The 25,450-nt window shown below is 64.1% G+C and carries 23 protein-coding genes; 12 read left to right on the forward strand and 11 right to left on the reverse strand.

Annotated elements, in window-relative coordinates; all coding sequences use genetic code 11:
* Positions 1 to 314 precede the first annotated feature (314 nt).
* Together rarD and CFB41_RS30860 are read right to left on the reverse strand one after the other, a co-directional pair.
* On the reverse strand, positions 315 to 1,214 hold the full coding sequence (gene rarD / locus CFB41_RS30855) for an EamA family transporter RarD (protein ID WP_089459201.1): 900 nt from the start codon (positions 1,212 to 1,214) through the stop codon (positions 315 to 317).
* Between the two features lie 19 nt (positions 1,215 to 1,233).
* The gene (locus CFB41_RS30860; protein WP_069253069.1) at positions 1,234 to 1,530 is read right to left on the reverse strand and encodes an acylphosphatase; all 297 of its coding nucleotides are present in this window, start codon (positions 1,528 to 1,530) and stop codon (positions 1,234 to 1,236) included.
* Positions 1,531 to 1,706: 176 nt separating this feature from the next.
* Between CFB41_RS30860 and hpnA the strand changes: the two genes are divergently transcribed.
* From hpnA to CFB41_RS30885, 6 genes are all read left to right on the forward strand, one after another.
* Positions 1,707 to 2,714, forward strand: a complete 1,008-nt coding sequence (gene hpnA, locus CFB41_RS30870; RefSeq protein WP_011353724.1) for a hopanoid-associated sugar epimerase — start codon at positions 1,707 to 1,709, stop codon at positions 2,712 to 2,714.
* 108 nt (positions 2,715 to 2,822) lie between these two features.
* Complete coding sequence (locus CFB41_RS30875; RefSeq protein WP_089459202.1) at positions 2,823 to 4,277, forward strand: phage tail protein; 1,455 nt, start codon at positions 2,823 to 2,825, stop codon at positions 4,275 to 4,277.
* 553 nt (positions 4,278 to 4,830) lie between these two features.
* Complete coding sequence (locus CFB41_RS30880; RefSeq protein ID WP_089459203.1) at positions 4,831 to 7,491, forward strand: type VI secretion system Vgr family protein; 2,661 nt, start codon at positions 4,831 to 4,833, stop codon at positions 7,489 to 7,491.
* A 64-nt stretch (positions 7,492 to 7,555) separates the two neighbouring features.
* On the forward strand, positions 7,556 to 9,451 hold the full coding sequence (locus tag CFB41_RS37850) for a triacylglycerol lipase (RefSeq protein WP_144029975.1): 1,896 nt from the start codon (positions 7,556 to 7,558) through the stop codon (positions 9,449 to 9,451).
* Positions 9,448 to 10,737, forward strand: coding sequence for a T6SS immunity protein Tli4 family protein (locus CFB41_RS37855; RefSeq protein ID WP_144029976.1), 1,290 nt, complete (start codon positions 9,448 to 9,450; stop codon positions 10,735 to 10,737). Before CFB41_RS37850 ends, CFB41_RS37855 begins: the two co-directional genes overlap by 4 nt.
* Before the next feature lie 16 nt (positions 10,738 to 10,753).
* Positions 10,754 to 11,017, forward strand: coding sequence for a PAAR domain-containing protein (locus tag CFB41_RS30885; protein WP_089459204.1), 264 nt, complete (start codon positions 10,754 to 10,756; stop codon positions 11,015 to 11,017).
* A 334-nt stretch (positions 11,018 to 11,351) separates the two neighbouring features.
* On the opposite strand, the gene CFB41_RS30890 is transcribed toward CFB41_RS30885, so the two are convergent.
* A complete protein-coding gene (locus CFB41_RS30890) occupies positions 11,352 to 12,539 on the reverse strand; it encodes a glycosyltransferase (RefSeq protein ID WP_089459205.1) in 1,188 nt (395 codons plus the stop codon).
* A gap of 402 nt (positions 12,540 to 12,941) precedes the next feature.
* Here CFB41_RS30890 and ispH point away from each other — a divergent pair, with 402 nt between their 5' ends.
* Together ispH and hpnH are read left to right on the forward strand one after the other, a co-directional pair.
* The gene (ispH, locus tag CFB41_RS30900) at positions 12,942 to 13,883 is read left to right on the forward strand and encodes a 4-hydroxy-3-methylbut-2-enyl diphosphate reductase (protein WP_089459207.1); all 942 of its coding nucleotides are present in this window, start codon (positions 12,942 to 12,944) and stop codon (positions 13,881 to 13,883) included.
* 12 nt (positions 13,884 to 13,895) lie between these two features.
* A complete protein-coding gene (hpnH, locus tag CFB41_RS30905) occupies positions 13,896 to 15,056 on the forward strand; it encodes an adenosyl-hopene transferase HpnH (RefSeq protein WP_039349540.1) in 1,161 nt (386 codons plus the stop codon).
* Positions 15,057 to 15,286: 230 nt separating this feature from the next.
* Here hpnH and CFB41_RS30910 read toward each other — a convergent pair whose 3' ends face one another.
* The 3 genes from CFB41_RS30910 to CFB41_RS30920 are packed head-to-tail and all read right to left on the reverse strand — an operon-like array spanning position 15,287 to position 16,376.
* Positions 15,287 to 15,775 (reverse strand): hypothetical protein, encoded by a 489-nt coding sequence (locus tag CFB41_RS30910; protein ID WP_089459208.1) that lies wholly within the window; start codon positions 15,773 to 15,775, stop codon positions 15,287 to 15,289.
* A complete protein-coding gene (locus CFB41_RS30915; protein WP_144029977.1) occupies positions 15,772 to 15,999 on the reverse strand; it encodes a hypothetical protein in 228 nt (75 codons plus the stop codon). The genes CFB41_RS30910 and CFB41_RS30915 overlap by 4 nt, the downstream gene beginning before the upstream one ends.
* Positions 15,999 to 16,376, reverse strand: coding sequence for a hypothetical protein (locus tag CFB41_RS30920; RefSeq protein WP_089459209.1), 378 nt, complete (start codon positions 16,374 to 16,376; stop codon positions 15,999 to 16,001). The genes CFB41_RS30915 and CFB41_RS30920 overlap by 1 nt, the downstream gene beginning before the upstream one ends.
* A gap of 492 nt (positions 16,377 to 16,868) precedes the next feature.
* On the opposite strand from CFB41_RS30920, the gene CFB41_RS30925 reads away from it, so the two are divergent.
* The 3 genes from CFB41_RS30925 (at position 16,869) to CFB41_RS30935 (ending at position 19,178) form a co-directional block, all read left to right on the forward strand.
* On the forward strand, positions 16,869 to 17,222 hold the full coding sequence (locus CFB41_RS30925; RefSeq protein WP_089459210.1) for a DOPA 4,5-dioxygenase family protein: 354 nt from the start codon (positions 16,869 to 16,871) through the stop codon (positions 17,220 to 17,222).
* Positions 17,223 to 17,340: 118 nt separating this feature from the next.
* Positions 17,341 to 17,772: a nuclear transport factor 2 family protein gene (locus tag CFB41_RS30930; protein WP_089459211.1), complete on the forward strand. Its 432-nt coding sequence runs from the start codon at positions 17,341 to 17,343 to the stop codon at positions 17,770 to 17,772.
* Positions 17,769 to 19,178: an MFS transporter gene (locus CFB41_RS30935; protein ID WP_089459212.1), complete on the forward strand. Its 1,410-nt coding sequence runs from the start codon at positions 17,769 to 17,771 to the stop codon at positions 19,176 to 19,178. The genes CFB41_RS30930 and CFB41_RS30935 overlap by 4 nt, the downstream gene beginning before the upstream one ends.
* A 67-nt stretch (positions 19,179 to 19,245) precedes the next feature.
* Here CFB41_RS30935 and CFB41_RS30940 read toward each other — a convergent pair whose 3' ends face one another.
* The 3 genes from CFB41_RS30940 to CFB41_RS30950 all read right to left on the reverse strand — a co-directional run bounded on the left by CFB41_RS30940 (position 19,246) and on the right by CFB41_RS30950 (position 22,345).
* Positions 19,246 to 19,866, reverse strand: a complete 621-nt coding sequence (locus CFB41_RS30940) for a hemolysin III family protein (RefSeq protein ID WP_039349524.1) — start codon at positions 19,864 to 19,866, stop codon at positions 19,246 to 19,248.
* Between the two features lie 181 nt (positions 19,867 to 20,047).
* Entirely contained in the window at positions 20,048 to 20,254 is a 207-nt protein-coding gene (locus CFB41_RS30945; RefSeq protein WP_011353713.1) for a YbdD/YjiX family protein, read from the reverse strand.
* 12 nt (positions 20,255 to 20,266) lie between these two features.
* The gene (locus CFB41_RS30950; protein WP_089428804.1) at positions 20,267 to 22,345 is read right to left on the reverse strand and encodes a carbon starvation CstA family protein; all 2,079 of its coding nucleotides are present in this window, start codon (positions 22,343 to 22,345) and stop codon (positions 20,267 to 20,269) included.
* Between the two features lie 269 nt (positions 22,346 to 22,614).
* On the opposite strand from CFB41_RS30950, the gene dapF reads away from it, so the two are divergent.
* Entirely contained in the window at positions 22,615 to 23,439 is an 825-nt protein-coding gene (gene dapF / locus CFB41_RS30955) for a diaminopimelate epimerase (RefSeq protein WP_089459213.1), read from the forward strand.
* Positions 23,440 to 23,531: 92 nt separating this feature from the next.
* Here dapF and CFB41_RS30960 read toward each other — a convergent pair whose 3' ends face one another.
* Positions 23,532 to 23,960, reverse strand: coding sequence for a PRC-barrel domain-containing protein (locus CFB41_RS30960; RefSeq protein ID WP_046548755.1), 429 nt, complete (start codon positions 23,958 to 23,960; stop codon positions 23,532 to 23,534).
* Positions 23,961 to 24,185: 225 nt separating this feature from the next.
* Positions 24,186 to 25,316, reverse strand: a complete 1,131-nt coding sequence (locus tag CFB41_RS30965; protein ID WP_089441386.1) for a 3-deoxy-7-phosphoheptulonate synthase — start codon at positions 25,314 to 25,316, stop codon at positions 24,186 to 24,188.
* Positions 25,317 to 25,450 lie beyond the last annotated feature (134 nt).

Raw genomic sequence — 25,450 nt, forward strand, 5'->3', positions numbered from 1 at the left:
GCGTATGCCCGCATCGCGCCAACCCGGCCGGCCAGGCACGGAGATGACCGTTCATTGAAAGGCTGCATACGAAGGGAAGTCGGTAAGGCCAGTCTAATGGCCGATCCGGGGAGACCCTAAGTAACAAAGTGCAACCGAATCTTCTGTTCGATTACAGGTGCGAGCCTTGTCGCGCAAGGCAGGCAGCGTCGCCAGACTCGCGTCAGCGCGACGCCAGTTTGCGGTCAGCATCGATGGGTTCGACCGCTGCGGCGTGGGTGTTTTGCGATGCGCGACGCGGCACGCCGCATGCGCCGCCGCCTCGCGATCGACGTTTATCCGCGCGCGGGCAGGCGCCGCATCAGCATCGCGCTGTGCCACGCGGTGAGCGCGACGGCGACCCAGATCGGCCCGTACGTCGCGAGCTCCGCGATGCTCAGCGTCTCGCCGAGCAGCAGCAGCGACACCGCGACGAGCAGCACGGGTTCGACGTAGCCGAGAATCCCGAACAGCGCCATCGGCAGCATCCGGCTCGCCTTCAGGTAGCTCGCGAGCGCGAGCGTGCTGAGCACGCCGAGGCCCGGCAGCAGCGCGGCCCACAGCACCGGATGGGCGGCCACCTGCGTCGTGCTCGTCGCGACCATCGCGAACGCGACCGGGCACAGCAGCACGATCTCGACCGCGAACGCGGCGAGCGAATCGGCGTTGATCCGCCGGCGCAGCACGAAATACGGCGGATAGCCGAGCGCGACGACGAGCGTCGGCCACGCGAACGCGCGCGTCGCCCACACTTCATGCGCGACGCCGAGCGCGGCGCACACGACCGCCGCCCATTGCAGCGGATCGAGCCGTTCGTGATAGTAGAAGCGGCCGACGAGCACCATCGTCAGCGGCAGCAGGAAATAGCCGAGCGACACTTCGAGCATGCGGCCGTGCAGCGGCGCCCACAGGAACAGCCACAACTGCACGCCGAGCAGCGCGGCGCTCACGGGCAGCGCAATCAGCAGGCGCCAGTCGCGCACGCTGCGCCGCAGGAGGTCGACGAGCGCGGGCCAGCGGCCGCGCAACGCGATCAGCGCGAGCGCGCCCGGCGCGGTCCACAACACGCGCCACGCGAAGATGTCGAGCCCCGTGAGCGGCGCCAGCAGTTTCGCGTAGACGGACATCAGCGCGAACAGTGTCGACGCCATCACCGACAACATGAGGCCGCGCCCGGCCTCCGGATACCCCGTCATGATCGTTCCGCGCCTCTTCTTATTGCTGCTGGAAGCGCTCGAAGCGTTTCTCGGTCTTGCGTTCCTCGAACGTCACCTCGGTCACCCGCGCGGCCGGCGGCCCGTGGCGCAGCCACGCGAGCATCCGGTCGATCTGCGCGCCGGGGCCCTGGATCATCGCCTCGACGGTGCCGTCCTCGAGATTCGCGACCCAGCCGCGCAGCTTCAGCGCATGCGCCTCGCGCACCGTCGCATGACGGAAGCCGACGCCCTGCACGACGCCGCGCACCCGCACGTAGTAGGTCTCGATCCGTTCGTCCAGTTCATTGCGGCTCATCGCGTCGCCCTCCCGTTGCATTCAAGCCCGGCATTGTAGTCGCGTCGGCCGCTTCGCACACGGGCCGGAGCCGCTTCACGCCCGTCGCGGCCTGGCGTCGCCGCCCGCGCCGACCACGTACAATCTCGCCGATGCTCAACCGCCGCGCCGCCCGCGCGCGGCCCTGAAGGAAACGCATGACTGATACCTCCCGCGATCTCGTTCTCGTCACCGGCGCATCCGGCTTCGTCGGCTCGGCCGTCGCGCGCATCGCGCAGCAGAAGGGCTATGCGGTGCGCGTGCTCGTGCGCCCGACCAGCCCGCGCACGAACGTGGCGGATCTCGACGCCGAGATCGTCACCGGCGACATGCGCGACGAGGCGTCGATGCGCGCCGCGCTGCGCGGCGTGCGCTACCTGCTGCACGTCGCAGCCGACTACCGGCTGTGGGCGCCCGACCCCGACGAGATCGAGCGCGCGAACCTCGAGGGCGCGGTCGCGACGATGCGCGCCGCGCGCGCGGAAGGCGTCGAGCGGATCGTCTATACGAGCAGCGTCGCGACGCTGAAGGTGACGAGCGCCGGCGATCCGTCCGATGAAAACCGGCCGCTCACGGCCGAGCAGGCGATCGGCGTCTACAAGCGCAGCAAGGTGCTGGCGGAACGCGCGGTCGAGCGGATGATCGCCGACGAAGGGCTGCCGGCCGTGATCGTCAATCCGTCGACGCCGATCGGCCCGCGCGACGTGAAGCCGACGCCGACCGGCCGCATCATCGTCGAAGCCGCGCTCGGCAAGATTCCCGCGTTCGTCGACACGGGGCTGAACCTCGTGCATGTGGACGACGTCGCGCACGGCCACTTCCTCGCGCTCGAGCGCGGCCGGATCGGCGAGCGCTACATCCTCGGCGGCGAGAACCTGCCGCTGCAGCAGATGCTGGCCGACATCGCGCAGATGACGGGCCGCAAGGCGCCGACGATCGCGCTGCCGCGCTGGCCGCTCTACCCGCTCGCGGTCGGTGCGGAAGCGGTCGCGAAGTTCACGAAGAAGGAGCCGTTCGTCACCGTGGACGGGCTGCGGATGTCGAAGAACAAGATGTATTTCACGTCCGCGAAAGCCGAGCGCGAACTCGGCTACCGGGCGCGCCCGTACCGCGAAGGGCTGCGCGATGCGCTCGACTGGTTCGGCTCCGCGGGCTACCTGAAGTAACACAAAGCGGCGTGCTTCACGCCGCTTTGCGCACTTTGTTACACGTCGCAGGCGGCCCGCTACCGGCGCAGCGGTTAAAATCGCGGGTCTTACGCAGAGAAGACACGCATGAACCTGAACGATCAGATCGCTTCGCTCGCCACGGGCGTCGATCAGCTCCTCCACGATCACCACGCCGCGCAGCAGGCGGCCCGCAGCGCGGAAGCCTTCGCGCGCGCCGCGGCAGCGGAGGCCCGGGCCGCGGCCGAGCGTCACGCCGCCGCGGAAGCCGAAGCGCAGGCCGCCGCACAACGCCACACGGCAGCAGCAGCCGATGCCGAGGCAGCGCAGCAGCGCCACGCCAGCGCGACCGCCGCGGCCGAAGCCGCCGCCCAGCGTCATACCGATGCCACCGCGCAAGCCGAAGCCGCGTCGCAGCGCCATGCGGAAGCCACCGCGCTGACCGAAGCGCTCGCGCAGCGTCACGCGGATGCCGAAGCGGCGTCGCAACGCCACGCGGCAGCGATCGCCGAAGCCGAGGCCGCCGCGCAGCGCCATCACGCGGCAGCCACCGAAGCCGAAGCGGCCGCGCAGCGCCATGCAGCCGCGACCGTCGAAGCCGAGGCCGCCGCGAAGCGGCACGCGGAAGCCACTGCCGAAGCCGAAGCGGCCACGCAGCGTCTCGCGGCTGCCATCGCCGAAGCCGAAGCCGCCGCGCAGCGCCACACGGCTGCGATCAAGGAAGCCGAAGCGCTCTCGCAGCAGCACACGCAGGCGATCGCGGAAACGCAGGCCGCCGCGCAGCGTCATGCCGAGGCGACCGCCGAGGCCGAAGCCGTCACGCAACGCCATACCGAAGCGATCGCGCAGGCCGAGGCCGCCGCGCAGCGCCACGCCGATGCCACCGCGCAGGCGGAAGCGGTCACGCAGCGTCATGCCGAAGCGATCGCACAAGCCGAAGCGGCGGCGCAGCATCACGCGAAGGCCATCGCCGACGCCGAGGCGCTGGTCGAGGCCGTCGTCAAGGAAGCCGCGACGGGCGCAGTCCCCGCCACGGCAGTGGCAGCCGAAGTCGTCGAACCTGCACCGGCGGGTACGCCGGCGGCGGAACCGGCCGTGATCGCGCCCGCGCCTGCCGCGGCCGACACGGTGGATGCGACGGCCGACGCCGAAACGGCCATCGTCGCGACAGCGCAAGCCGAAACGCCGGTTGAAGCCGCAGCCGAAGCCGACGTCGACACCGCCCCGGCCCCGTCCGACAAAGCGACGCTGCACGTGTCGCGCCCGACGCAGAACGAACTCACGCTGACCATCAACGGCGAATCGATCACGCTGCACCCGGAACAACTGGGCCAGTTGATCGAGGAACTCGCGCATGCGCGTGCGTCGATGCAGCCGGAGCCGCCGCCCGGCATCCCGGCCGGCTGGCGCTTCGTGACGACGAAGAACCCGATGATGGCCGTGCAGAAACAGTCGAACGGCGACCGCCTGCTGGTGGCCCGCCACACGGGCTACGGCTGGGTGCCGTTCACGTTCTCGCCGGACGTCGTGGTCCAGATGTACATGATGCTGACGCAGCGCTGAAGGCCGGCAAGCCGCACTGGTGAAAACGAAACAGCCCGACCGGTTTCCACCGATGGCCTTGCACACCGAGGATTGGATTTTCCATCCGACCCTCGGTGTGTTTCTTTATGACTGAGACATGTCTGGGAATTGAAGTGTCGGGAGCACCCTTCGGATATGCAGAGCTCTACGCGGACAAATCACAATGCTCGATGATTGAGTCACTGCCAGTGGCGAGCTTTATGTCAGACGCCGTGACATCTTGACCGGCGCCCAATCAATCGACATCGCGCGGTGAGCAGGCACTTCATTTAACAATCTGGCTGCATCCACATTAATTAGATAATTTTGATTTTCGGATTCGGCACACCTGTCAAGGCCAACAGGTTTGTAAATAACTAGATTGACACTTACAAAAGTAGTTCGTATGGTCGAGCTTTTGTGGTGTGATGATCGACTTTTTGCAATCTTTCAGATACGTGCTGCACGTGACTGGAAGGTTGAAATGCCGGCCGACAAGCGCGGAAGCTGTATGACACGGGTAACCGTCGAGACCTGAGGGCACAAAACAACAATGAATCCAATAGAATTTGTTCGTGCCATATCGGCACAGTTTCTAAACTTTGAAAGGCTGCTGTCCGGCTTCACGCAATCTCGCCGGTTGCTACAAGTGCAGTTTGCGTCATCAATGAGCCTGCCGGGCGACGCCGTCCTGGCGCATCAACTCACCGCACGCGAAGGTGTTTGTGAGCCGATCAGGCTCACCCTGCAAGCGCTATCCAGCGATATCTCAATGCCGCTGAAGGCATTCATCGGTGCGCCCGTGGCGTTCCAGATTGGCGACATCGCGGGCATTGAACAAACCATTTGTGCAATCGTTTGCGAAGCACGTCAACTTGCCGCCGATGGTGGCTTTGTGCTTTACGAATTCGTCTGCACTGACGCGCTTTCATTGCTTGATCGACGCGTGACGTGGCGTGTATTCCGCGATGCATCCGTTGCAGACATTTCGCACACGATCATTCAAGAGCACACGACCGGCAATCAGGTCATCGGCGCAGCGTTTCGACTCGACACGAGCGCGCTCGGCACCTACCCAAGTCGGGGATTCACGATGCAGGCGAAGGAAAGCGACCTCGCATTTATGACTCGCTTGTGGCGCCGCGAAGGCATTAGTTGGTACTTCACGCATCAGATAGAGAACGGCGCACCTATTCACACATTGCACCTTGTCGATAAAGCCGACGCGTGGAAGGCAAACCGGGCCGGCCTTGTACGCTTCAATCGAGCGGATGCGACGGAGCCGAACGACACGATTTTCGCGTGGGAGGCATATAGAGAACTTGCGCCCGGTGCCGTGTACGCCGCATCACATGATTATCAAACCGCCGGTGTCAAACAACTCGACGCCACGACGTCACAGGACCAAGGCGAACACGGCAAAGCCCTGGCCGCGACTCTGACCCAATATTGGTACGACTCGCCGCACATCGCGGAGAATGCAGACCACTACGAACAGGTTATGCAGCGTCGCCAACTTGCGCTCTCGCAAGGTGCAAAGCACTTTGCAGGCCAAAGTGTCGTCCGTGCATTCGTGGGGGGCGCAGGCACGGTCTTTTCGATGGCCGGCCATCCGGAAATCGACAGGCATCCAGCCGAAGAGCGTCAATTCGTGTTGACACATGTGGAAACACGCGTGCGCAACAGTCTTCTTCCGAACTCACCGGGGAAAGGCAAGTTCGAAATCGAAGAAGATAGCCCGATCCTTAATCGCTTCGAGTGTGTTCGAGCATCAACACATATCGTCCCGATGTGGGACGCGTCCTGCGTGCCGGCTGTAGGCCCAATCAGTGCGCGCGTGGTCGGAAACGGCGAAGTCGATGTGGACGATCAAGGACGCATATGTGTTCAATTCCTGTTTGCTCGACGAGACGATCATTCCGATAGCGGCGCAAGCGGCACACCACGCGATTCCGCACGGGTGCGCGTCGCGCAACCGTGGGCGGATGCACAATCTGGAACAGCGTTCTGGCCGCGAGTCGGTTCCGAAGTTCTCGTTCTATTCATGCAGAACGATCCGGATAAACCGATCGTAGTCGCAAACATGTTCGACGCGCAACATGCACCCGTGCAGTTCGCCAGCGCAGGAAATCTGCCCGACAACGCGCCGCTATACGGCATCCGGTCGAAGGAAATCGGCGGCCTGGGCTATGGCGAGTTGCAATTCGATGATACGACTGCACAGACAAAGACCAAACTATCCTCCGAACACGGCAAAACTCAGCTCAATCAGGGCTGGATTGGCCATCCTCGCGACAAAGGTGCATCGGAAAAGCGGGGTGAAGGCTTCGAACTTCGCACCGATCTATCCGGCGCGATTCGAGCCGCACGAGGGATGCTGCTTTCGACAGACGCCCGCAACAATGCAAGCGGGCGCGTCCTAGATCGAGCGGAATTGACCGGTCAATTGGAACTGGCTCTGTCTATCGCAAAGAGGCTGAGTGAATTGTCATCAACGCATGATGCGTACGAGACTGATACCGGCCTGCAAGAAAAGTTGACGAAAGGCATTCGAGAGTGGGCAGACGACGGCGGAGCAGCGGCGATCGGTGTTACTGCGCCGGACGGTATCGCGATATCCAGTCCGGAAAACGTTCTTGCGGTCGCAGGCGGAAATGTTGAATCGGTAGCCGCTCAGGATGTCAATCTCAGCGCCGGCCGGCGCATCCTGATGCGTGCCGCGCAGGGACTATCGGCATTCGCCAAAGCCGGGATGAGGCTTATGGTGGGATCAGGCGACTTGACTATTCAGGCGCACCAAGGAAAGGGCGAAATCGGCACGTCTGAGCGCTTGCACCTTTACTCGCTCGAAAAGTTGATTTTGGAAGCCCCGGAGCTGGAACTGCGAACAAACGGCGCGGTGATAAAAATTGCGAATGGAAAAATCGTCCAGTCATCAACCGGTGAGCATCGAATTGAATCAAGCGGCTTTCAGGCGGTCACGGGCGGTGGAGGCACGGCGGACCTGCCGAGCATGCCGACTTCATCGATGAAGACGGATGAGCGGTTTAAGGTAGTCGGTCCAGACGGCAAGCCGCATGTCGGGCTTGCGCACAAGGTCATGGACGATGTCGGTGGCATACGCGATCAAGGAAAGCTGACAGCCGATGGTACGCACTCGCTGATTGCGAACGATAGCGAGATTCGTCCAGTTACATTCCTTCCGGTTGACTGAACATAAAAGAAGATTAATAGAAATGGCTACCGCTGAAACTGCAAACGGGAACTCGGAGTGCGGAGTGAAACAAGCGTATCGCCGCGTCCCACTTCGATTCGATGTGAACGGCAACCCGTACTTTGATAGCGTTATGAGTCCGGAATCGTTCAAAGTGTGTGCGCTTGGGAAACTGCCCCCGCGACACGTCATTCCGGTGATTTTTGTGCCTGGCATCATGGGAACAAATCTCTGCGGAAACAAGAACGCGACCAAGCCTGGCGCGCCCGCGTGGAGCCCGCCAAACGGCAAGATGGCGGGTCTCGGCGAATGGTTCCGCCGGTTGCATCAGAGCCCGGCGGCGAGACAAATGCAGATTGGCCCTGAGCGAGTCGAAGTGGACCGCAGCGGAAAGGTAAGCATTCCACGATATTTATTCTCGTTGACGAATGACGAAGCGAAACGACGTGGATGGGGCGAAATTCACTTTGATAGCTACGGCGGGATTCTTGCCGAACTCGAATTCGCACTGAACGAGCCTTTCGTTGAACCCGAACTACCTTCCGATGAGCCAAAGCCGAAAGACGTATGGCAAGTAGCGCAGACGTTAGAGCGGATTGTAAAGAATCAATCGATCGACGTTCGCAAAGAGTGGAACCCACAAGGCGTGACCATCGAACCGCTCGCACCTGATGAATTCTCGCGAGTGTCACAGTATTACTATCCGGTATGGGTGTGCGGATACAACTGGCTCGCATCGAATGACGCGTCGGCAGATCAGCTCATTGCGCGTATCAATGAAGCAATTGAATACTACAAGAAGGGTTCCTATTGGATCTCTACCGGAAAGGTCATCATCGTCACGCACTCAATGGGCGGACTTGTCGCGCGCCGCGCGGCACAGAAATTGAGCAGCGCCGCTAACTCGACTTCCGGTAGCGGAAGCGATGCCGACGGTAATTCCAGCGGCGGGCAAGCCGAGGGAGCAGAAACACCGGACGACACCGACGCAACTCAAATTAAACAGCAAGAACCGAGCACTGCCCCCGTCGCCGCAAGCCACGCCGGCCCCGACACGGTGCTAGGTATCGTTCATGGTGTGCAACCTGTCGGTGGCGCTCCGGTTGTATATCGTCGCTTCCGTGCCGGCACTGAAGTAAGCGGGTCATTCAACGTTGAAGGTGCGCTGGTGGCGGAAATCATGGGTTGGAGTGCAGCTGATATCGTATGCGTGATGGGGAACTCTCCCGGTCCGCTTGAACTTCTGCCAACAAAAAACTTTTCGCCGGGATGGCTTAAGTTCATTCGGCATTCAAATGGAAACAAAGTCGAAGCCATGCCACCGTTGCCGCTATCGAATCCCTATGACGAAATTTACTCAACCAGCGTAAACGACGTTTGGTGGGGAATGGTTAACGAGGATTTGATTAATCCTGCGAAAATAAAAAATGATGAAGGCAAGCGGGATATGAGTCGCTACAAAAAGGCAATTCAGGCAGCCGAGGACTTTCACGATGCGCTGAATTTATATTGCCACCCCGTTACTTACGCATACTACGGCGCAGATAAAAAGCAAGTATCCTTTGGAAATGTCAACTGGTCAACAAAGGATGAAGTTGGCGCCGAGTTTGAATGGAAATTGCCAACTCTAAAATCAAATGACTTTGATTTATTTGGAAAATCCGTTTTGAAATTTGGCACACAGAAGGCGACGTTTAAACTGGAGAATGCTCCCTCTCCGAAGGATGAGCAGGCGAACGATATCGTGTTTTCTGGTGACGGAACCGTACCGTTCGACTCAGGGAATTTGATCACTGAAGGTGGATCGAAACCGATTACTTTCCGCATGACCGGATTCGATCATCAAATGTCGTACAACAATGAGCCGGTGCGCGAATGTGTGTTATGGTCCATCGCAAAGATTGTTCAACTAGCGCCGCCGGTCCAGCAATCGAATGTATCTCCTCAGGGAAGCGCATGAAGATTCAGAGACTGATAACACTGATCCTCACATTTTTGTCCGTAACCTGTGTAGCTGGCGAGCCGAATATGAACGAATCAAAAACATACTGTGTTGGACGATATCTAGTTGATGTTCCAGCGAATATGGAACTATATGCACAGATGGGTGAATATATGTTCGGCCTCGTCCAAACCAATACAAAATATCCGAACATTTCAGCCTTCCAACAGAGAATGAAGGCAAGAGAGAATGGGCTAAAGAAACCACAGCACAAGAGTGACCTTGCTTTTGATCGAGTAATCGATTTGCACGACAACGGAATGATATTCCTCAAATCGGCGATCATGTACCGAGAAAAAATTCTCGGCTTTGAGGCATATAAATGGATTAATGGCAGAACGTTTTTCATCGACACCGATGGATTCGATCCCGACAAATACACCCAAATTACTGAGAATTTAAAAAATAGATTTTTACCGAGTCTCCGGGCGCGCACTCCAAATCAGATTCCTCAGGATGCGGGGTTTTGCTTAAAAGATGGTTACTTTGCCGATGACGGGAAGACGCCGCAGCACGAAATAGCATCGATCACGTTCGAACTGCCAAGTGCCCCGGGCCTACTCGTACACGTAACGACGATGACGGCCAAGCCAGATACGAAGTCGTTATTGCAGCGAGTCGATAGCGGCGTCATTCCGGGGGCGCTGCAATCACTCGTGTCGGGTATTCGCACCTTGCAACGTGGCGAACATGACGTGAACGGCCGAAAGGGTGAGGAAGGCTTGTGGTCGCTTCCGACCGACGGCGGCTTTCGCACCTACCAGTTTCATTGGGAAGCGCAAGGTGAACATTTGCAGCCACTGAAGCCCACGCTTTCGGTTGAATTGACGACCCGCACCGATCAACGGCCCGGCTTGACCGAAGAACAGGCAACCAAGCTATTCGAGTCGATTGTGAATTCAATACGGCTGCGCCCGGCCACCGGTGGGGATCAGGCGAGCGAAACAGGGGTACCGCCAGCGCCACTGAATACTATTGTGCAAACGGGAGGCGCTTGTCCGCGCAGCGGTTGGTGGACATGCCCAGAAGCTAACGGCCTTCCGGTCGCTGGTGGGAGCCGGCAGTACTTCGAACTCGGAACGGTCATGCCATCGATCGAAATATTGAATCAGCCGGGCATTCTGGACCGTGTAATGGGTCGGGAGTCTAGGCATAGCGTGCCGACTATATGGACCCTTGTTGCCGTTGACGACATTGCGCCGCCGGGTGCTGCGGACACTGGCAACGTGCCCCCGAAAGGGTGATGGAGAATGACGAACGATGCGTAACGCTATTCGAGTAGGAGACTCAACCGATCACGGAGGACAGGTCGTGGGTGGCGCGTCGAACTTTGATATCGACGGAAAGGCTGTCGCAAGGAAAGGCGATCCCTGTATCTGCCCGATTGAGGGGCATCAAGTCTGTGTAATCGCGGAGGGCGACCCGAATTTCGTGGTCGAAGGACGCCCGGTCGCCCTCGATGGACACAAGACGACATGCGGTGCAGTGCTGCGCTCGAGTATGTCGGGATTCGGAATCGCCTGATCTCTCTCCAGTATTCGACGTGGTGCAACAGAAACGCGACATCGCCGCCCTACTGTTCCATCTATTGCCGCATAGCGTGTGAGCTAATGGGCGCTATTTGAATCCTCGTTCAACGCGACAGCGAGACACGACTGACAACGGTCACCGCCACAATTCGTCCAAGGTACGAGACTGCGCTTCTGGCCACGTTACGCGACGCACACTGCCGGGCCGGGGTTCGTTCGACGGCTGATGCAGTCGCACCGCACCGCCGAAAACGAAACAGCCCGACCGGTTTCCACCGATCGGGCTGTGTGCTTTCCGGCTGCCGGGAGGCACGCCTCCCGGGCAAGACTCAGCGATCCACCGGCGCCTGCACGCGCGCCTTCCACTGGCCGCCCTTGCCGCGCCAGTAGCGCCACGCGGACGCGAACGTCGCGCCGACGTAGAACAGCGCGACGAGCGGCAGCGCCGGCGCCCACAGCGGCGAGCGCCGGTAGTAGCGCAGCATCGGCGCATACGCGGCGCACATCGACGCCCATGCGAGCCACGCCGGCCACGCGCGCGCGCCGTATGCGAGCGCCGCGGCGGGCGGCACGAGATATATGATCGTCATCCCGAGCAGCGTGCCGGCCAGCAGCAGCGGCGAGTAGTGCAGCTGCGTGAACGCGGTGCGCGCGATCATGTTCCAGATGTCGCGCCAACTGTCGTACGGGCGCAGCGACACGCTGCGGTCGGCCAGGTCGAGCCGGATCGGATGGCGGCCTTCGCCGCGATGCTTGATCTGCGCGGCGAGGCTGCAGTCGTCGATCAGCGCGCCGCGGATCGACTCGATGCCGCCCGCTTCCTCGAGCGCCGTGCGCTTGACGAGCATGCAGCCACCCGCGGCGCCGGCCGTCCGGTTGCGCGGGTTGTTGATCCACGAGAACGGGTAGAGCTTCGCGAAGAAGAACACGAATGCCGGGATCAGCGCCTTTTCCCAGAACGAATCGCAGCGCAGCCGCACCATCAGCGACACGAGATCGCGGTTCTCGGCCTGCGCGCGCGTGACGAGCTGCGCGACGGCGTCGGGCGGATGGCCGATGTCGGCATCCGTCAGCAGCAGGTAGTCGGCCGGCAGGCCGAGCGTCTGCACCGCGGCGATCCCCTGCGACTGCGCCCATACCTTGCCCGACCAGCCGGCCGGCAGCGGCTTCGCGGCCAGCACCGTCAGCCGGTCGGCGCGGTTGATCGCGAGCGCGGCCGCGCGGGCCGCGTCGGCGGTGCCGTCGTCGCTGTGGTCGTCGACAATGATCAGATGAAAGTCGCCCGGGTAATCCTGCTCGAGCAGCGAAGTCGCCGCCCGGGCGATCACGTCGGCCTCGTTGCGCGCCGGCACGACCGAGACGACGGCCGGCCAGCCGGCCTCGGCCGCCGCGCCGCGCGCCTCGGGCGGCAGCGGCCGCGCGGGCACCGCGCGCCAGAAGCCGCCGCGCGCGACGAGCAGCACGATCCAGATCATCAGCGACAGGCCGGACACCAGGAATGCAAGCACCAGCATCATCGGCGCGCCTCCTGTCGGGCGCCGGCATCGGCGAAATCAATAAGGGTCAGGAACACAACGCCCGAAACCGCATGGGCGGCCGGGCAATACGCGTAAGAATCGACGGTCATCGAATGGCCTTGAAATGAGCGCGACGCCGGGCAGCCGGAGCGGCTGCCCGCGAAACCGCGTAGTTTACTGGGTTCCGCGCGCGCCAGCGCCGACGCGGTTCTCCCGCAAATGCAACACGCCGGAAACAGCACCAGAGCAAGGACTTCCCGATAGAGTTAAAATGCGCGACTAATTCGGGGTTCCGGGGCCTGGCCGGCCGGTTCGTTCCTGCCTTCATAACATCAAGCCGGGGCGAGCGAGCGAGTGCCAGCTCCTCGAACCCCGGCGTCTGTCGTCGGAGTTCGCTCACTTATGCGAGTCATCCTTGCCCAGCCCCGCGGCTTTTGTGCGGGGGTTGTCCGGGCGATCGAGATCGTCGATCGCGCGCTGCAACAGCACGGTGCGCCGGTCTATGTGCGTCATGAGATCGTGCATAACCGGCATGTCGTCGAGAATCTGCGTAATAAAGGGGCCCGATTCGTTGAGGAACTCGACGAGGTGCCCCACGGCGCTGTCGCGATCTTCAGCGCGCACGGTGTCGCCCAGACGGTCGAGCGCGACGCGCAAACGCGCGGGCTCGACGTGCTCGACGCCACCTGCCCGCTCGTCACGAAAGTGCACGTGCAAGGCCGCCAGTATGTCGCGGCGGGCCGCCGGCTGATCCTGATCGGCCATGCGGGCCACCCGGAAGTCGAGGGGACGATCGGCCAGATTCCGGCCGAGGTGATCCTCGTGCAGAGCGAAGCCGAAGTCGATACGCTGACGCTGCCCGTCGACACGCCGGTCGCGTACATTACGCAGACCACGCTGTCGGTGGACGATACGCGCGGCATCATCGAAGCGTTGCAGCGCCGGTTCACCGACCTCGTCGGCCCGGACACGCGCGACATCTGCTACGCGACGCAAAATCGCCAGGCCGCCGTGCGCGAGCTGAGCGAACAGGTTGACGTGCTGCTGGTCGTCGGTGCGACGAACAGCTCGAACTCGAACCGCCTGCGCGAGATCGGCACCGAAAGCGGTGTGCCGAGCTACCTCGTCGCCGACGGTTCGGAAGTCAAGGCCGAATGGTTCGCGAATGCGAAAACCGTGGGCCTGACCGCCGGGGCGTCCGCGCCCGAGGAGATGGTCGAAGATGTCATCGGCGCGTTGCGCGCGCTGGGTCCCGTCGACGTCACGACGATGGCGGGCCGTGAGGAAAAAGTCGAATTCAAGCTGCCGGCGAAGCTCACGCAAGCTGTCGCCCGCGAAGTTTAAGGAGGACATCTCTTGTCTATTCCGCTGCTCCAGCAAGTCCGCGTCGGCGCGTACATCACGCGCCAACACCTGTCCGGCAACAAACGCTATCCGCTCGCGCTGATGCTCGAGCCGCTGTTCCGCTGCAACCTCGCGTGCAACGGCTGCGGCAAGATCGATTACCCGGACCCCATCCTGAACCAGCGTCTGTCCGTCCAGGAATGCCTGGAAGCGGTCGACGAGTGCGGCGCACCGATCGTGTCGATCGCGGGCGGCGAGCCGCTGCTGCACAAGGAAATGCCGGAAATCGTCCGCGGCATCATGAAGCGCAAGAAGTTCGTCTACCTCTGCACGAACGCGCTGCTGATGGAAAAGAAGATGGACGACTACCAGCCGAGCCCGTACTTCGTCTGGTCGGTCCACCTCGACGGTGACGCGCAGATGCACGACCACTCGGTGTCGCAGGAAGGCGTGTACGACAAGGCGGTCGCGGCCATCAAGGAAGCGAAGCGCCGCGGCTTCCGCGTGAACATCAACTGCACGCTGTTCAACGATGCGATCCCCGAGCGCGTCGCGAAGTTCTTCGATACGCTGAAGCCGATAGGCGTCGACGGCATCACCGTGTCGCCGGGCTATGCGTACGAGCGCGCGCCGGATCAGCAGCACTTCCTGAACCGCGACAAGACGAAGAACCTGTTCCGCGAAATCCTGAAGCGCGGTGAAGGCGGCAAGCGCTGGTCGTTCAGCCAGTCGTCGCTGTTCCTCGACTTCCTGGCCGGCAACCAGACGTACAAGTGCACGCCGTGGGGCAACCCGGCGCGTACGGTGTTCGGCTGGCAGAAGCCGTGCTACCTGGTCGGCGAAGGTTACGTGAAGACCTTCAAGGAACTGATGGAAGACACGAACTGGGACAACTACGGCGTCGGCAACTACGAGAAGTGCGCGGACTGCATGGTCCACTGCGGCTTCGAAGCGACCGCCGTGATGGACACGATGGCGCATCCGCTGAAGGCGTTCGCCGTGAGCCGCAAGGGCATCAAGACCGACGGCCCGTTCGCTCCGGACATTCCGATCGACAAGCAGCGCCCGGCCGAGTACGTGTTCTCGCGTCACGTCGAGATCAAGCTCGAGGAAATCCAGCGCGCCGGCAAGGGCAAGCTGCAAAAGGCGGCGAAGCCGGCAGCAGCCGCTTAAGCGCGTTTCGCCACGCGGAGGCCCCGCCTCCGCGCCGGCGGGAAAAAATGAAGCGCCACGGAGTCCGCTCCGTGGCGCTTTTGTTTTGGGCCGCGGTTTTGCATCGCGTTTCGCCGTCACCGTATCGATTGCCGCGACATCACGCATGCGCGGAATCAGCGCGACCGTGTCGGCTGCGCCGGTGCGGCCGGCCCTGTCTCCTCCATCCTCCCTGCGAAACCGGTGCGACGCTACGCGGCCAGCGATTCGGCCGCATGCACGCGCATCTTCTGCGCCGCGCCCGCGACGAGCGCCGGCTGGCCGCTCGATGCGAACGCGCAGACGTGCTCCCACAGCTCGGCCAGCCGATGCCGCGTGAGCGTCGTGACGCACGTGTCGTGCGCCGTGAGCACATGCTCGAGTACCGCGCATTCGTCGTCATGCAGCGCCCATGCGCCGCTTTGCACCGCGCGCGCCACACCCGCGTCGAGCGCACGTTCCGCATCGACGCACAGGTCGATGTCCGCGTCCGCGCATACCGCATCGTCGAGCGCCAGGAACACCAGGTAGACGCTCGTGCGCAAGCGCATCAGCAGCGCCTCGCTGCCATGCCCGCTACGCAGCGCGACGAGCGCCATGTGGCATTTCAGCGAAATGTCGCGCGCATGCACGGGCGGCAGCGGCAGCAGCCACTCGCGGGTCAGCGGCACGTGGCGACGGTGCTTCCGGGTGCCTTTCATGATGGGCTCCCGTCGGCGGGCGCATCGCTCGCGTCGAAGGCGGGCCATGCGAGGCGGCACGCAATGGCGTCGCGGTGTGCATCGCGCAGATGCTTCGCACGACGCCGCGCGCCGTGCCCATCGTCGCGCCGTGGCGTCGCTCGCTCGTCCAGCGGCCGGCGCGGCGCCGACGCGCGCACGCCGCCGGCAAATCGGATCGGGCAAGCCATGTTCGTCTCCTGCATCAGAACGTGTTCTCGCCCTTCAGGTAGTACGCGGTCTTCACGAAGAACGCCCTGACCGGATGGCCGCCCTGCACGTCGCGCGCGGCGCGCGCTTCCATCTCGGCACGCGCTTCGCGCGACCGGTCCGGCACCGCGTTGTGGATACGTTCGAGCGCGCGCTGCATCGCGAGCGGATAGTTCTGGTTGCCGGCCGACGTTGCGCGATAACCGGCGCGCGTCATCTGCAGCAGTTGCGCGTCGGTTTCGGCACGCGCCGCCGACCAGCTCGACAGCGACGCATTCGATGCGCCGTCGGTCACGGCAGACTGAGCGAAACTGACAGCGGGCAGCGCAACGAGTGCGCAGGAAAGTACCGCAACGGGAACGAGGGATCGCATAGTGGCCTCCAGATGGTTGTCCCCGCATCGATCATGATCGACGATGCGTTGAAACCATCGTATGACGCGCCGCATTCCGTATGAATAGCCGATTCCGCAATTGATATTTTCGGTGTCGACACCCGGTGCGCAAACCGCGTCATGCGCGAATCCCGCCAAACAGGCATTTCTTTATTTCATTCAACGCCCTGATCGCGTTTGTTCAGACGATCCGAAGCAGCGCACGCCGCGCTTTTTCAATTTCGGAAATGACATGTTGCCGATGCGATCACCACCGGCGCACCCGCCGACAAGGCTTCCGGCGTGATATCGCGCGTGCGGATACCGCAATCGCCGGCCCAATCGAAGCGAACGTTTTTCGTGATTCAGGACAAGTCATCGCGTCCGGATTGCCGGATCGCGACACGACGCGCACGGCAAGGACGCGCGATAATCACGCATCGGCCGTTTCGCACGGCACCTCATGCATTCCCCTTTTCATCGAGTCCTTCCATGGCTGCCCTCGACATCACCGCCATCCACAGTTGGCACGCCCACGTCTATTTCGATGCGGCCAGCCGCGACGCGGCCTGGGCGTTTCGCCAGGTCGTCGACGAACGGTTCGGCGCGGTCATCGAACTCGGCCGCTTTCACGAACGCCTCGTCGGCCCGCATCCGGCCTGGTCGTACCAGATCGCATTCGACGCCGCGCGCTTCGACGAGATCGTGCCGTGGCTCGTCCTGAACCACGGCGCGCTCGATATCTTCCTGCATCCGAATACGAACGACGAACTGCGCGACCATCGCGATTGCGCGGTGTGGATCGGGAAGTCGTATCAGCTGAATCTCGACGCGCTGGCCGGATAACGGCCGTCACGCGGCCGCCTGCGGCGCGGCGACATCCACGTTTCGGGTCGACGTGAAACGTCCCGCGGCGGCGCGGCCATACAGTGGGTTCCGTTACCGATGCTTCAGGGAACCCGCCATGTCACAGACCGACGCCGATGCCCGGCACATTTATGAAGGCTGGCACGCGGCCGTCGTCGCGCGCGACATCGATGCGCTGATGGCGCTGTATGCCGACGACGCGGTGCTCGAAACCCCGCTGATCGTCGTCACGCTGCCCGATCACGGCTCCGGCGTGCTGCACGGCAAGGCCGCGATCGGCGCATTCTTCGAAGCGGGCCTCCGCAACCCGGGCAACAAGCTCGGGCGCTGGTACCGTACCGGGCTGTTCTTCTCGAACGGCCGCCAGCTCACGTGGGAATATCCGCGCGCCACGCCGGACGGCGACCAGGTCGATCTCGTCGAGGTGATGGATCTGCGCGACGGGCTGATCGCGCATCATCGCGTGTACTGGGGATGGGTCGGGTTCAATGCGCTGCGGGCCGCCACACCGTCGCCCGAACGCGCATGACGGCCGCCGCACTGGATCGGGTCGTCGCGCGCCGCGTGCTCGCCGCGACCTGCGTGAGCTACACGCTCGTGCTGCTCGACGCGTCCATCGTCAACGTCGCGCTCACCGACATCGCCCAGACATTCGGCAGCCGCGTGGCCGGCCTGCAGTGGATCGTGAACGCGTATACGCTCGCGTTCGCGAGCCTGCTGATGACAGGCGGCACGCTCGGCGACCGGCTCGGCGATCGCGACGTCTATATCGCCGGACTCGCGGTCTTCGTCGCCGCGTCGGCACTGTGCGGCATCGCGCCGACGCTCCCGGCGCTCGCGATCGCCCGCGTGCTGCAAGGCGTCGGCAGCGCGATGCTAGTGCCCTGCTCGCTCGCGCTACTCAACCGCGCGTTCCCCGAACCGGCCGCGCGCGCGTCGGCGATCAGCCTGTGGATGGGCTGCGGCGGCATCGCGATGGCGTCGGGCCCGCTGATCGGCGGCCTGCTGATCCATCTGTTCGGGTGGCGCAGCCTCTTCTTCGTGAACCTGCCGCTCGGGCTGGCCGGCATCTGGCTCGGCCGCTCTGTCGTGCGCGCCGCCGTCGTCGACGCCTCGCGGCATTTCGACTGGGGCGGCCAGGCCGCGGCCATCGTTGCGATCGCGGCCCTGATCGGCACGTTGATCGAAGGCCCGTCGCTCGGCTGGCGCTCGGGCCCGATCATCGGCGGTGCGGTGACGAGCGTCGTCGCGTGGAGCGCGTTCATCGTGATCGAAGCGCAGCGCCGCGAACCGATGCTGCCGCTCGCGTTCTTCTGCGACCGGCTGTTCGCCGGCTCGACGTTCGTGTCGATGGCGTCGGCGTTCGTGTTCTACGGCCTGCTGTTCGTGTTCAGCCTGTTCTATCGGCAGGTCCGCGGCGCGAGCCCGCTCGATACGGGGCTCGCGTTCCTGCCGATGACCGCGATGGTCGCGCTCGGCGGGCTGGGTTCGGGCAAGCTGGTTGCACGCTTTGGCGCGCGCGGCACGATGTGCGCGGCGTTTGGGCTCTATGCGGCCGGCGCGCTCGGCATGACGGGCATCGGCGCGACGACACCCGCGTGGCTCGCCATCGCGCCGATGCTCGCGATCGGCTTCGCATCGGGATTCATCTCGCCGGCTGCGACGTCGCCGGCGCTCGGGACGGTCGACCGGCGCCGCGCCGGCGTGGCGGCGGCCGCGCTGAACGCGGCGCGGCAAAGTGGATCGGCGCTCGGGGTGGCGATTTTCGGTGCGTGCATCGCGACGTTGCAGCCGTTTCCGGCGGCGATGCGGGTGGCGCTCGGCATCGCGACCGGATTGTCGGCGCTCGCCGCCGCGACGTGGTGGATCACGGCGAGGCCGACACCGGCATCCGGCGAACCGGCCGCGCAGCTGCGGGCCGCCACGCGCCGGTAACGCATGCTCCGGCAGGTGCACGCGCGGCGGCGCTGCGCGCCGTCATTGTCTCAACGCCGCCTGCCGCTCACGCGACATACATCGCGACACTGACGAACTGGCACAGGCTCCCGGCCAGCACGAATAGATGCCAGATGCCGTGCCCGTGGCGAATGCGCTCGTCGTTGATGAAGAAGTAGATGCCCGCGCTGTAGATCAACCCACCGGCCACGAGCCACGCGGTACCGACCGGCGGCAGCGCGTGGATCAGCGGACGCACCGCGACGAGCGCGAGCCAGCCCATCGCCACGTACAGGATCATCGACAGCAGGCGCGTGCGCCGCCCGAGCGTCAGCTCCTGCACGATCCCGAACACGGCCAGCCCCCAGCTCACGCCGAACAGCGACCAGCCCCACGGGCCGCGCAGCGTGACCAGCGTGAACGGCGTATAGCTGCCGGCGATCAGCAGGTAGATCGCCGAGTGGTCGCACTTCTGCAGGATCGCTTTCAGGCGCGGATTGCGCACGCTGTGATACAGCGTCGAGATCGCATAGAGCAGGATCAGCATCGCGCCATACACGCTGAAGCTCACCACCTTGTATGGATCGCCTTCGAGCGCGCCCATCGTCACGAGCGCGACGAGGCCGACCACCGACAGCACCGCGCCGACGAGATGGGAAATGCTGTTGAAACGCTCACCGACATGCACGACGTGTTCTCCTGCGGGTCCATCGGGAAAAGAGGAAACCCTATGATACCGGCCGGCGGAATTTGCCGTGCTGCGTTCAGGCAAACGGCGAAGCACGCCGCCGGCCCGCCAAAGAAAAAAGCGCCGCGACATGCATCGCGGCGCTTCCCTTTCGATGACCGAACGGCCTGGGCAGCCCGGTTCAGCAGCACTTCCCCGCGCCTGACCCGTACCGCGCGTTCTGACGCTCGCGGAAGAATTCCTCATACGTCATCGGCTCGCGGTCCGGATGGGTCGCGCGCATGTGCGCGACGTAGGTGTCGTAGTCGGGCAGGCCGACCATCAGCCGCAACGCCTGCCCGAGGTAACGCCCCGCGCTGCGCAGGTCGCTGCCAAGATCGCTGAACATCGCGGCCTCCCCTTAACGTCCGCTGCCGAGCGCCTGCGCGGCCGGCATCGCTTCGTACGGCGTCTCGCGCACCGTCGGCTTCGACTCGCGGCGCGCGCGCAGCACGGCGATCACGCCGTACACCGCGATCGCCACGACGACGAAGATGAACAGCCCGGCCAGCGCTGCATCGATGTAGTCGTTGAAGATGATCCGCTTCATCTGCGCGATCGACTTCGCCGGCGCGAGCACCTTGCCTTCGTCCACCGCGGCCTGCAGCTTCGCGGCGTGCGCGAGGAAGCTGACCTTCGGGTTCGCGTCGAAAATCTTCTGCCAGCCGGCGGTCAGCGTGCAGATCAGCAGCCACACGGTCGGCACGATCGTCACCCACGCATAGCGCTCGCGCTTCATCTTGAACAGCACGACGGTGCCGAGCACCAGCGCGATCGCGGCGAGCATCTGGTTCGAGATGCCGAACAGCGGCCACAGCGTGTTGATGCCGCCGAGCGGATCCACCACGCCCTGGTACAGGAAGTAGCCCCACGCGGCCACGCACAGCGCGGTGGCGACCAGGTTCGCGGGCAGCGACTCGGTGCGCTTGAGCGCCGGGTGGAACGTGCCGAGCAGGTCCTGCAGCATGAAGCGGCCCGCGCGCGTGCCGGCGTCGACGGCCGTCAGGATGAACAGCGCCTCGAACAGGATCGCGAAGTGATACCAGAACGCCATCATCGCTTCGCCGCCGATCACCTGGTGCAGGATGTGCGCCATGCCGACGGCCAGCGTCGGCGCGCCGCCCGCCCGCGCGATGATCGTCGTTTCGCCGACGGCCTTCGCGGTCTGCGTCAGCATGTCGGGCGTCAGCACGAAGCCCCATTGCGTGACGGTGTTGGCCACCGCTTCCGGCGTCGAGCCGAGCACGGCGGCCGGCGCGTTCATCGCGAAGTAGATGCCCGGCTCGATCACGCAGGCGGCGACCAGCGCCATGATCGCGACGAACGATTCCATCAGCATCGCGCCGTAGCCGATGAAGCGCGCGTTGGTTTCGTTGTCGATCAGCTTCGGCGTCGTGCCCGACGAGATCAGCGCATGGAAGCCCGACACGGCACCGCACGCGATCGTGATGAACAGGAACGGGAACAGGTTGCCCGACCACACCGGGCCCGTGCCGTCGACGAACTTCGTCAGCGCGGGCATCTTCAGTTCCGGCGCGACGACCAGGATGCCGATCGCGAGGCCGAGGATCGTGCCGATCTTCAGGAAGGTGGACAGGTAGTCGCGCGGCGCGAGCAGCAGCCACACCGGCAGCACCGACGCGACGAAGCCGTAGCCGATCAGGATCCACGTGAGCTGCGTGCCCGTGAACGTGAACCATGCGGCGAGCGTCGGCGAATCGTGCACGTGCTGGCCGAACGCGATCGATGCCATCAGCAGCACGAAGCCGATGATCGACACTTCGCCGATGCGGCCCGGACGGATGTAGCGCGTGTAGACGCCCATGAACAGCGCGATCGGGATCGTCGCGGCGACGGTGAACGTGCCCCACGGCGAATTCGTCAGCGCCTTCACGACGATCAGCGCGAGCACCGCGAGGATGATCACCATGATCAGGAACGCGCCGAACAGCGCGATCACGCCGGGCACCGTGCCGAGCTCCATCTTGACGAGATCGCCGAGCGAGCGGCCGTCGCGGCGCGTCGAGATGAACAGCACGATGAAGTCCTGCACCGCGCCGGCGAACACGACGCCGGCCAGGATCCACAGCATGCCGGGCGTGTAGCCCATCTGCGCGGCGAGCACGGGCCCGACGAGCGGGCCGGCGCCGGCGATCGCGGCGAAGTGATGGCCGAACAGCACGTACTTGTTGGTCGGCACGTAGTCGAGGCCGTCGTTGTACTTGACGGCCGGCGTCATCCGCAGCCCGTCGAGCTGCATGACCTTGCTGGCGATGAAACGGCTGTAGAAGCGATACGCGATCAGATACACGCAGACTGCGGCGATCACGATCCAGAGGGCACTGACGCGCTCGCCGTGTGCGAGTGCGATCGTGCCGAACGCGAACGCGCCGAGCAGCGCGACCGCGATCCAGAGCAGGGTACTGGAAGCCCGATTCATGGCGTCTCCTGGTCTCCAATGTGTTTTTGAGTGGATGCGGCGAGGGGCCGAACCCGCGTGACGTCGATGCGTCGTGCCGCAGCCTCGCAGAGATCGCGGCGATGGGCCGTAGTATTCCGCGCGACCGGGGCGGCTTACAAGCGGATAACTACGTATGTGGGGCTACGTAGAATTACGTAGATGCGCGGCGCGAGCACGGCATCGTGCGGCGATTGATCGCGAACGGCGAGCCACGTACAGTGTTCGCCTGCCTCCCTTCCGGAACTGTCATGCCGATCGGATTTCAGAAGATGAACGCGAATGGCGACGACTTCGCCATCGTCGACCTGCGCGGCCAGGATCACGCATACGCGATCGATGGCAACCTCGCGCGGCGCATGGGCGATCGCAAGCGCGGCATCGGATTCAACCAGCTCGCGGTCGTGTCGGACTGCGACGACGCGGCGGCCCGCGTCGCGTTCTGGAACGCGGACGGCTCGCCGCTCGACACCTGCGGCAGCGCGACGCGCGGCGTCGCGTGGCAACTGATGCGGGAAACCGGCCTGTCGTCGCTCGTGCTGCGGACTCCCCGCGGGTATCTCGTGTGCTCGACGGAGGCGAACGGCCTGATCACCGTCGAGATGGGCAGGCCGCTCACCGGCTGGCGGGACGTGCCGCTCGCCGAGGCACTCGACACCCTCGCGCTGCCGCTGCCCGGCGCGCCGGCCGCGTGCAACATGGGCAATCCGCACTGCACCTTCTTCGTCGACGATCTCGGCACGATCGATGTCGCGGCGCTCGGCCCGGCCATCGAGACGCATCCGCTGTTTCCGCAGAAAACCAACGTGCATTTCGTTCAGGTCATCGATCGCACGCATATTCGCCTGCGCATCTGGGAGCGCGGCGGCGGCGTGCCGCTCGGTTCGGGATCGTGTTCGTGCGGGGCGGTCGTCAATGGCATCCGGCGCGGGCTGCTCGACGAGACCGTGCGGGTCGAATGCGACGGCGGCGACGTGACGGTGCGTTGGGATGGCGCCGGTAGCGTGCTGTTAAGCGGGCCGGTCGTGTTCGGGTTCAGCGGAAACTGGCTGGGCGAGCAAACGCCCGCGGCCTGAGTGTCCGGACCGACGCGCGAGCCTCTCGGGCGTGCGGCCGGTCGGGCCAGGCCCGGCGCGTTGCACGCAGGGCCGAGCAAATCAATGTTTGCTCAGTGCTTGTCGTCGAGCTTCTTCGGCTTCGGCGGCGACGGCACCTTCGCGTACTGGAACGCGGGCGTCGCCTTCAGCGCATCCTTCGTCGCGCCCGGCAGGTAGATGTTGCCGTTGCGCACGTCGAGCGACGCGATCGGCACCGCGACGTCGTGCGCGGCCACGCCGAGGAAGCCGCCGGCCGACACGATCGCCGCCGATACCGAGCCGTCCGGCGCGACGATCAGGTCGCGCACGGTGCCGACCTTCTGGTTCTCGTCGTTGTAGACGGCCTTGCCGAGCACGCTCTTCTTCACGCTCCAGCCTTCGAGCAGCGCCTGCGATTGCTCGACGGTCACGCTGATCGGCTGCGCACCCGCGATCTGCGCGTGCGCGCTGACGCTCGAGGCGAGGACGGTTGCTGCGATGAGGGTCTTGTAGAAAGCCATGCTGTTATGCACTCCGGTGAATTGTTGTCGGTGTCGGCGGCCGGCCAAGCCGCCTCCGTGCATGCGTCGCGTGAAACGGGAAGGCCTTTGTACGACGCATCACACCGGCCCATGTTAGCGCCACTCGCGAAACGCTGCATCGGACGTGATGACGCAGCCGCTGTCACGCGTCTCTTGCCATCGCGACATTACGGACACCGCAGCGAATCGCGTACATCGCCCTCGTCACGCGCTGCGCGACTGCGCGCGCCGTTGCCGCACCGCCTCCGCCAACACGTCGAGCACCGGCTCCGTCTGCGTCCAGCTCAGGCACGCATCCGTGATCGACACGCCGTACTTCAGCGGCACGCCCGGCTTCAGGTCCTGGCGCCCGGCCTCGAGATGGCTCTCGACCATCACGCCGACGATCCGCTGCTCGCCCTGCGACAACTGCCGCGCGAGATCCTGCGCGACCTCGATCTGCCGCTCGTGCGACTTGTTCGAGTTCGCGTGCGAGCAATCGACCATCACCTGCTCGCGCAACCCGGCCTTGCGCAGCACCGCGCAGCTCGCCTCGACATGCTCGGCGTCGTAGTTCGGGCCGTTCTTGCCGCCGCGCAGGATCACGTGCGCGTCATCGTTGCCGCGCGTCTCGAAGATCGCGGCCATCCCCATCTTCGTCATCCCCATGAACGCATGGCTCGCGGCCGCGGCGACGATCGCGTCGGACGCAACCTGCACGCCGCCGTCGGTGCCGTTCTTGAAGCCGATCGGGCAGCTCAGGCCCGACGCGAGCTGGCGATGGCTCTGGCTCTCGGTCGTGCGCGCGCCGATCGCGCCCCACGCGATCAGGTCGGCGATGTACTGCGGGCTCAGCAGGTCGAGGAATTCGGTCGACGCCGGCAGGCCCAGCGCGTTGATGTCGAGCAGCAGTTGCCGCGCGGCGCGCAGCCCTTCGTTGATGCGGAAGCTGCCGTCGAGGCGCGGATCGTTGATGTAGCCCTTCCAGCCGACCGTCGTGCGCGGCTTCTCGAAGTACACGCGCATCGTGATCAGCAGGTCGTCCTTCAGCGCATCGGCGGCGATCTTCAGGCGGCGCGCGTAATCGAGCGCCTGATCGTGATCGTGGATCGAGCACGGGCCGACGACGAGCAGCAGCCGGTCGTCGCGGCCGTGCAGGATGTCGCCGATCGCGCGGCGCGTATCCTCGACGAGCGTCTGCGTGGCGGCCGGCACCGGCAGTTCGTCCAGCAGCAGCGCCGGCGAAATCAGCGGGCGCACGGCGCCGATGCGGACGTCGTCGATGCGCGTGGTGTCCTGCGTCGCGTCGGCGCTGCCTACCTCGCGATCGTGGGAAGGATTGTCGAGGTTCTGCATGGTGATTCTCCGGGGGACGTCTGTAATGATGAGCAGGCTCGATTATGGCACCCGGACGGGACGGTGACGGGTCGCGGCGGGGGGACCGACGCGGCGGCCTTGCCGCAGCGCGACGCAGATCAAAAGCCAAAAAG

The sequence above is a fragment of the Burkholderia sp. AU33803 genome (assembly GCF_002223095.1).
In the GTDB taxonomy this organism is placed as follows: Bacteria; Pseudomonadota; Gammaproteobacteria; order Burkholderiales; family Burkholderiaceae; genus Burkholderia.

Excerpts from the sequence above, each read along its gene's own strand:
- CFB41_RS30920 (WP_089459209.1), bottom strand. The coding sequence starts at position 16,376 with ATGCGATCCCTCGTTCCCGTTGCGGTACTTTCCTGCGCACTCGTTGCG.
- rarD (WP_089459201.1), bottom strand. The coding sequence starts at position 1,214 with ATGACGGGGTATCCGGAGGCCGGGCGCGGCCTCATGTTGTCGGTGATG.
- CFB41_RS30860 (WP_069253069.1), bottom strand. The coding sequence starts at position 1,530 with ATGAGCCGCAATGAACTGGACGAACGGATCGAGACCTACTACGTGCGG.
- CFB41_RS30880 (WP_089459203.1), top strand. The coding sequence starts at position 4,831 with ATGAATCCAATAGAATTTGTTCGTGCCATATCGGCACAGTTTCTAAAC.
- CFB41_RS30915 (WP_144029977.1), bottom strand. The coding sequence starts at position 15,999 with ATGCAGGAGACGAACATGGCTTGCCCGATCCGATTTGCCGGCGGCGTG.
- CFB41_RS30925 (WP_089459210.1), top strand. The coding sequence starts at position 16,869 with ATGGCTGCCCTCGACATCACCGCCATCCACAGTTGGCACGCCCACGTC.
- CFB41_RS30910 (WP_089459208.1), bottom strand. The coding sequence starts at position 15,775 with ATGAAAGGCACCCGGAAGCACCGTCGCCACGTGCCGCTGACCCGCGAG.
- CFB41_RS30935 (WP_089459212.1), top strand. The coding sequence starts at position 17,769 with ATGACGGCCGCCGCACTGGATCGGGTCGTCGCGCGCCGCGTGCTCGCC.
- CFB41_RS30885 (WP_089459204.1), top strand. The coding sequence starts at position 10,754 with ATGCGTAACGCTATTCGAGTAGGAGACTCAACCGATCACGGAGGACAG.
- ispH (WP_089459207.1), top strand. The coding sequence starts at position 12,942 with ATGCGAGTCATCCTTGCCCAGCCCCGCGGCTTTTGTGCGGGGGTTGTC.
- CFB41_RS30950 (WP_089428804.1), bottom strand. The coding sequence starts at position 22,345 with ATGAATCGGGCTTCCAGTACCCTGCTCTGGATCGCGGTCGCGCTGCTC.
- CFB41_RS30890 (WP_089459205.1), bottom strand. The coding sequence starts at position 12,539 with ATGATGCTGGTGCTTGCATTCCTGGTGTCCGGCCTGTCGCTGATGATC.
- CFB41_RS30930 (WP_089459211.1), top strand. The coding sequence starts at position 17,341 with ATGTCACAGACCGACGCCGATGCCCGGCACATTTATGAAGGCTGGCAC.
- CFB41_RS30960 (WP_046548755.1), bottom strand. The coding sequence starts at position 23,960 with ATGGCTTTCTACAAGACCCTCATCGCAGCAACCGTCCTCGCCTCGAGC.
- CFB41_RS30965 (WP_089441386.1), bottom strand. The coding sequence starts at position 25,316 with ATGCAGAACCTCGACAATCCTTCCCACGATCGCGAGGTAGGCAGCGCC.
- CFB41_RS37855 (WP_144029976.1), top strand. The coding sequence starts at position 9,448 with ATGAAGATTCAGAGACTGATAACACTGATCCTCACATTTTTGTCCGTA.
- CFB41_RS30945 (WP_011353713.1), bottom strand. The coding sequence starts at position 20,254 with ATGTTCAGCGATCTTGGCAGCGACCTGCGCAGCGCGGGGCGTTACCTC.
- dapF (WP_089459213.1), top strand. The coding sequence starts at position 22,615 with ATGCCGATCGGATTTCAGAAGATGAACGCGAATGGCGACGACTTCGCC.
- CFB41_RS30875 (WP_089459202.1), top strand. The coding sequence starts at position 2,823 with ATGAACCTGAACGATCAGATCGCTTCGCTCGCCACGGGCGTCGATCAG.
- hpnA (WP_011353724.1), top strand. The coding sequence starts at position 1,707 with ATGACTGATACCTCCCGCGATCTCGTTCTCGTCACCGGCGCATCCGGC.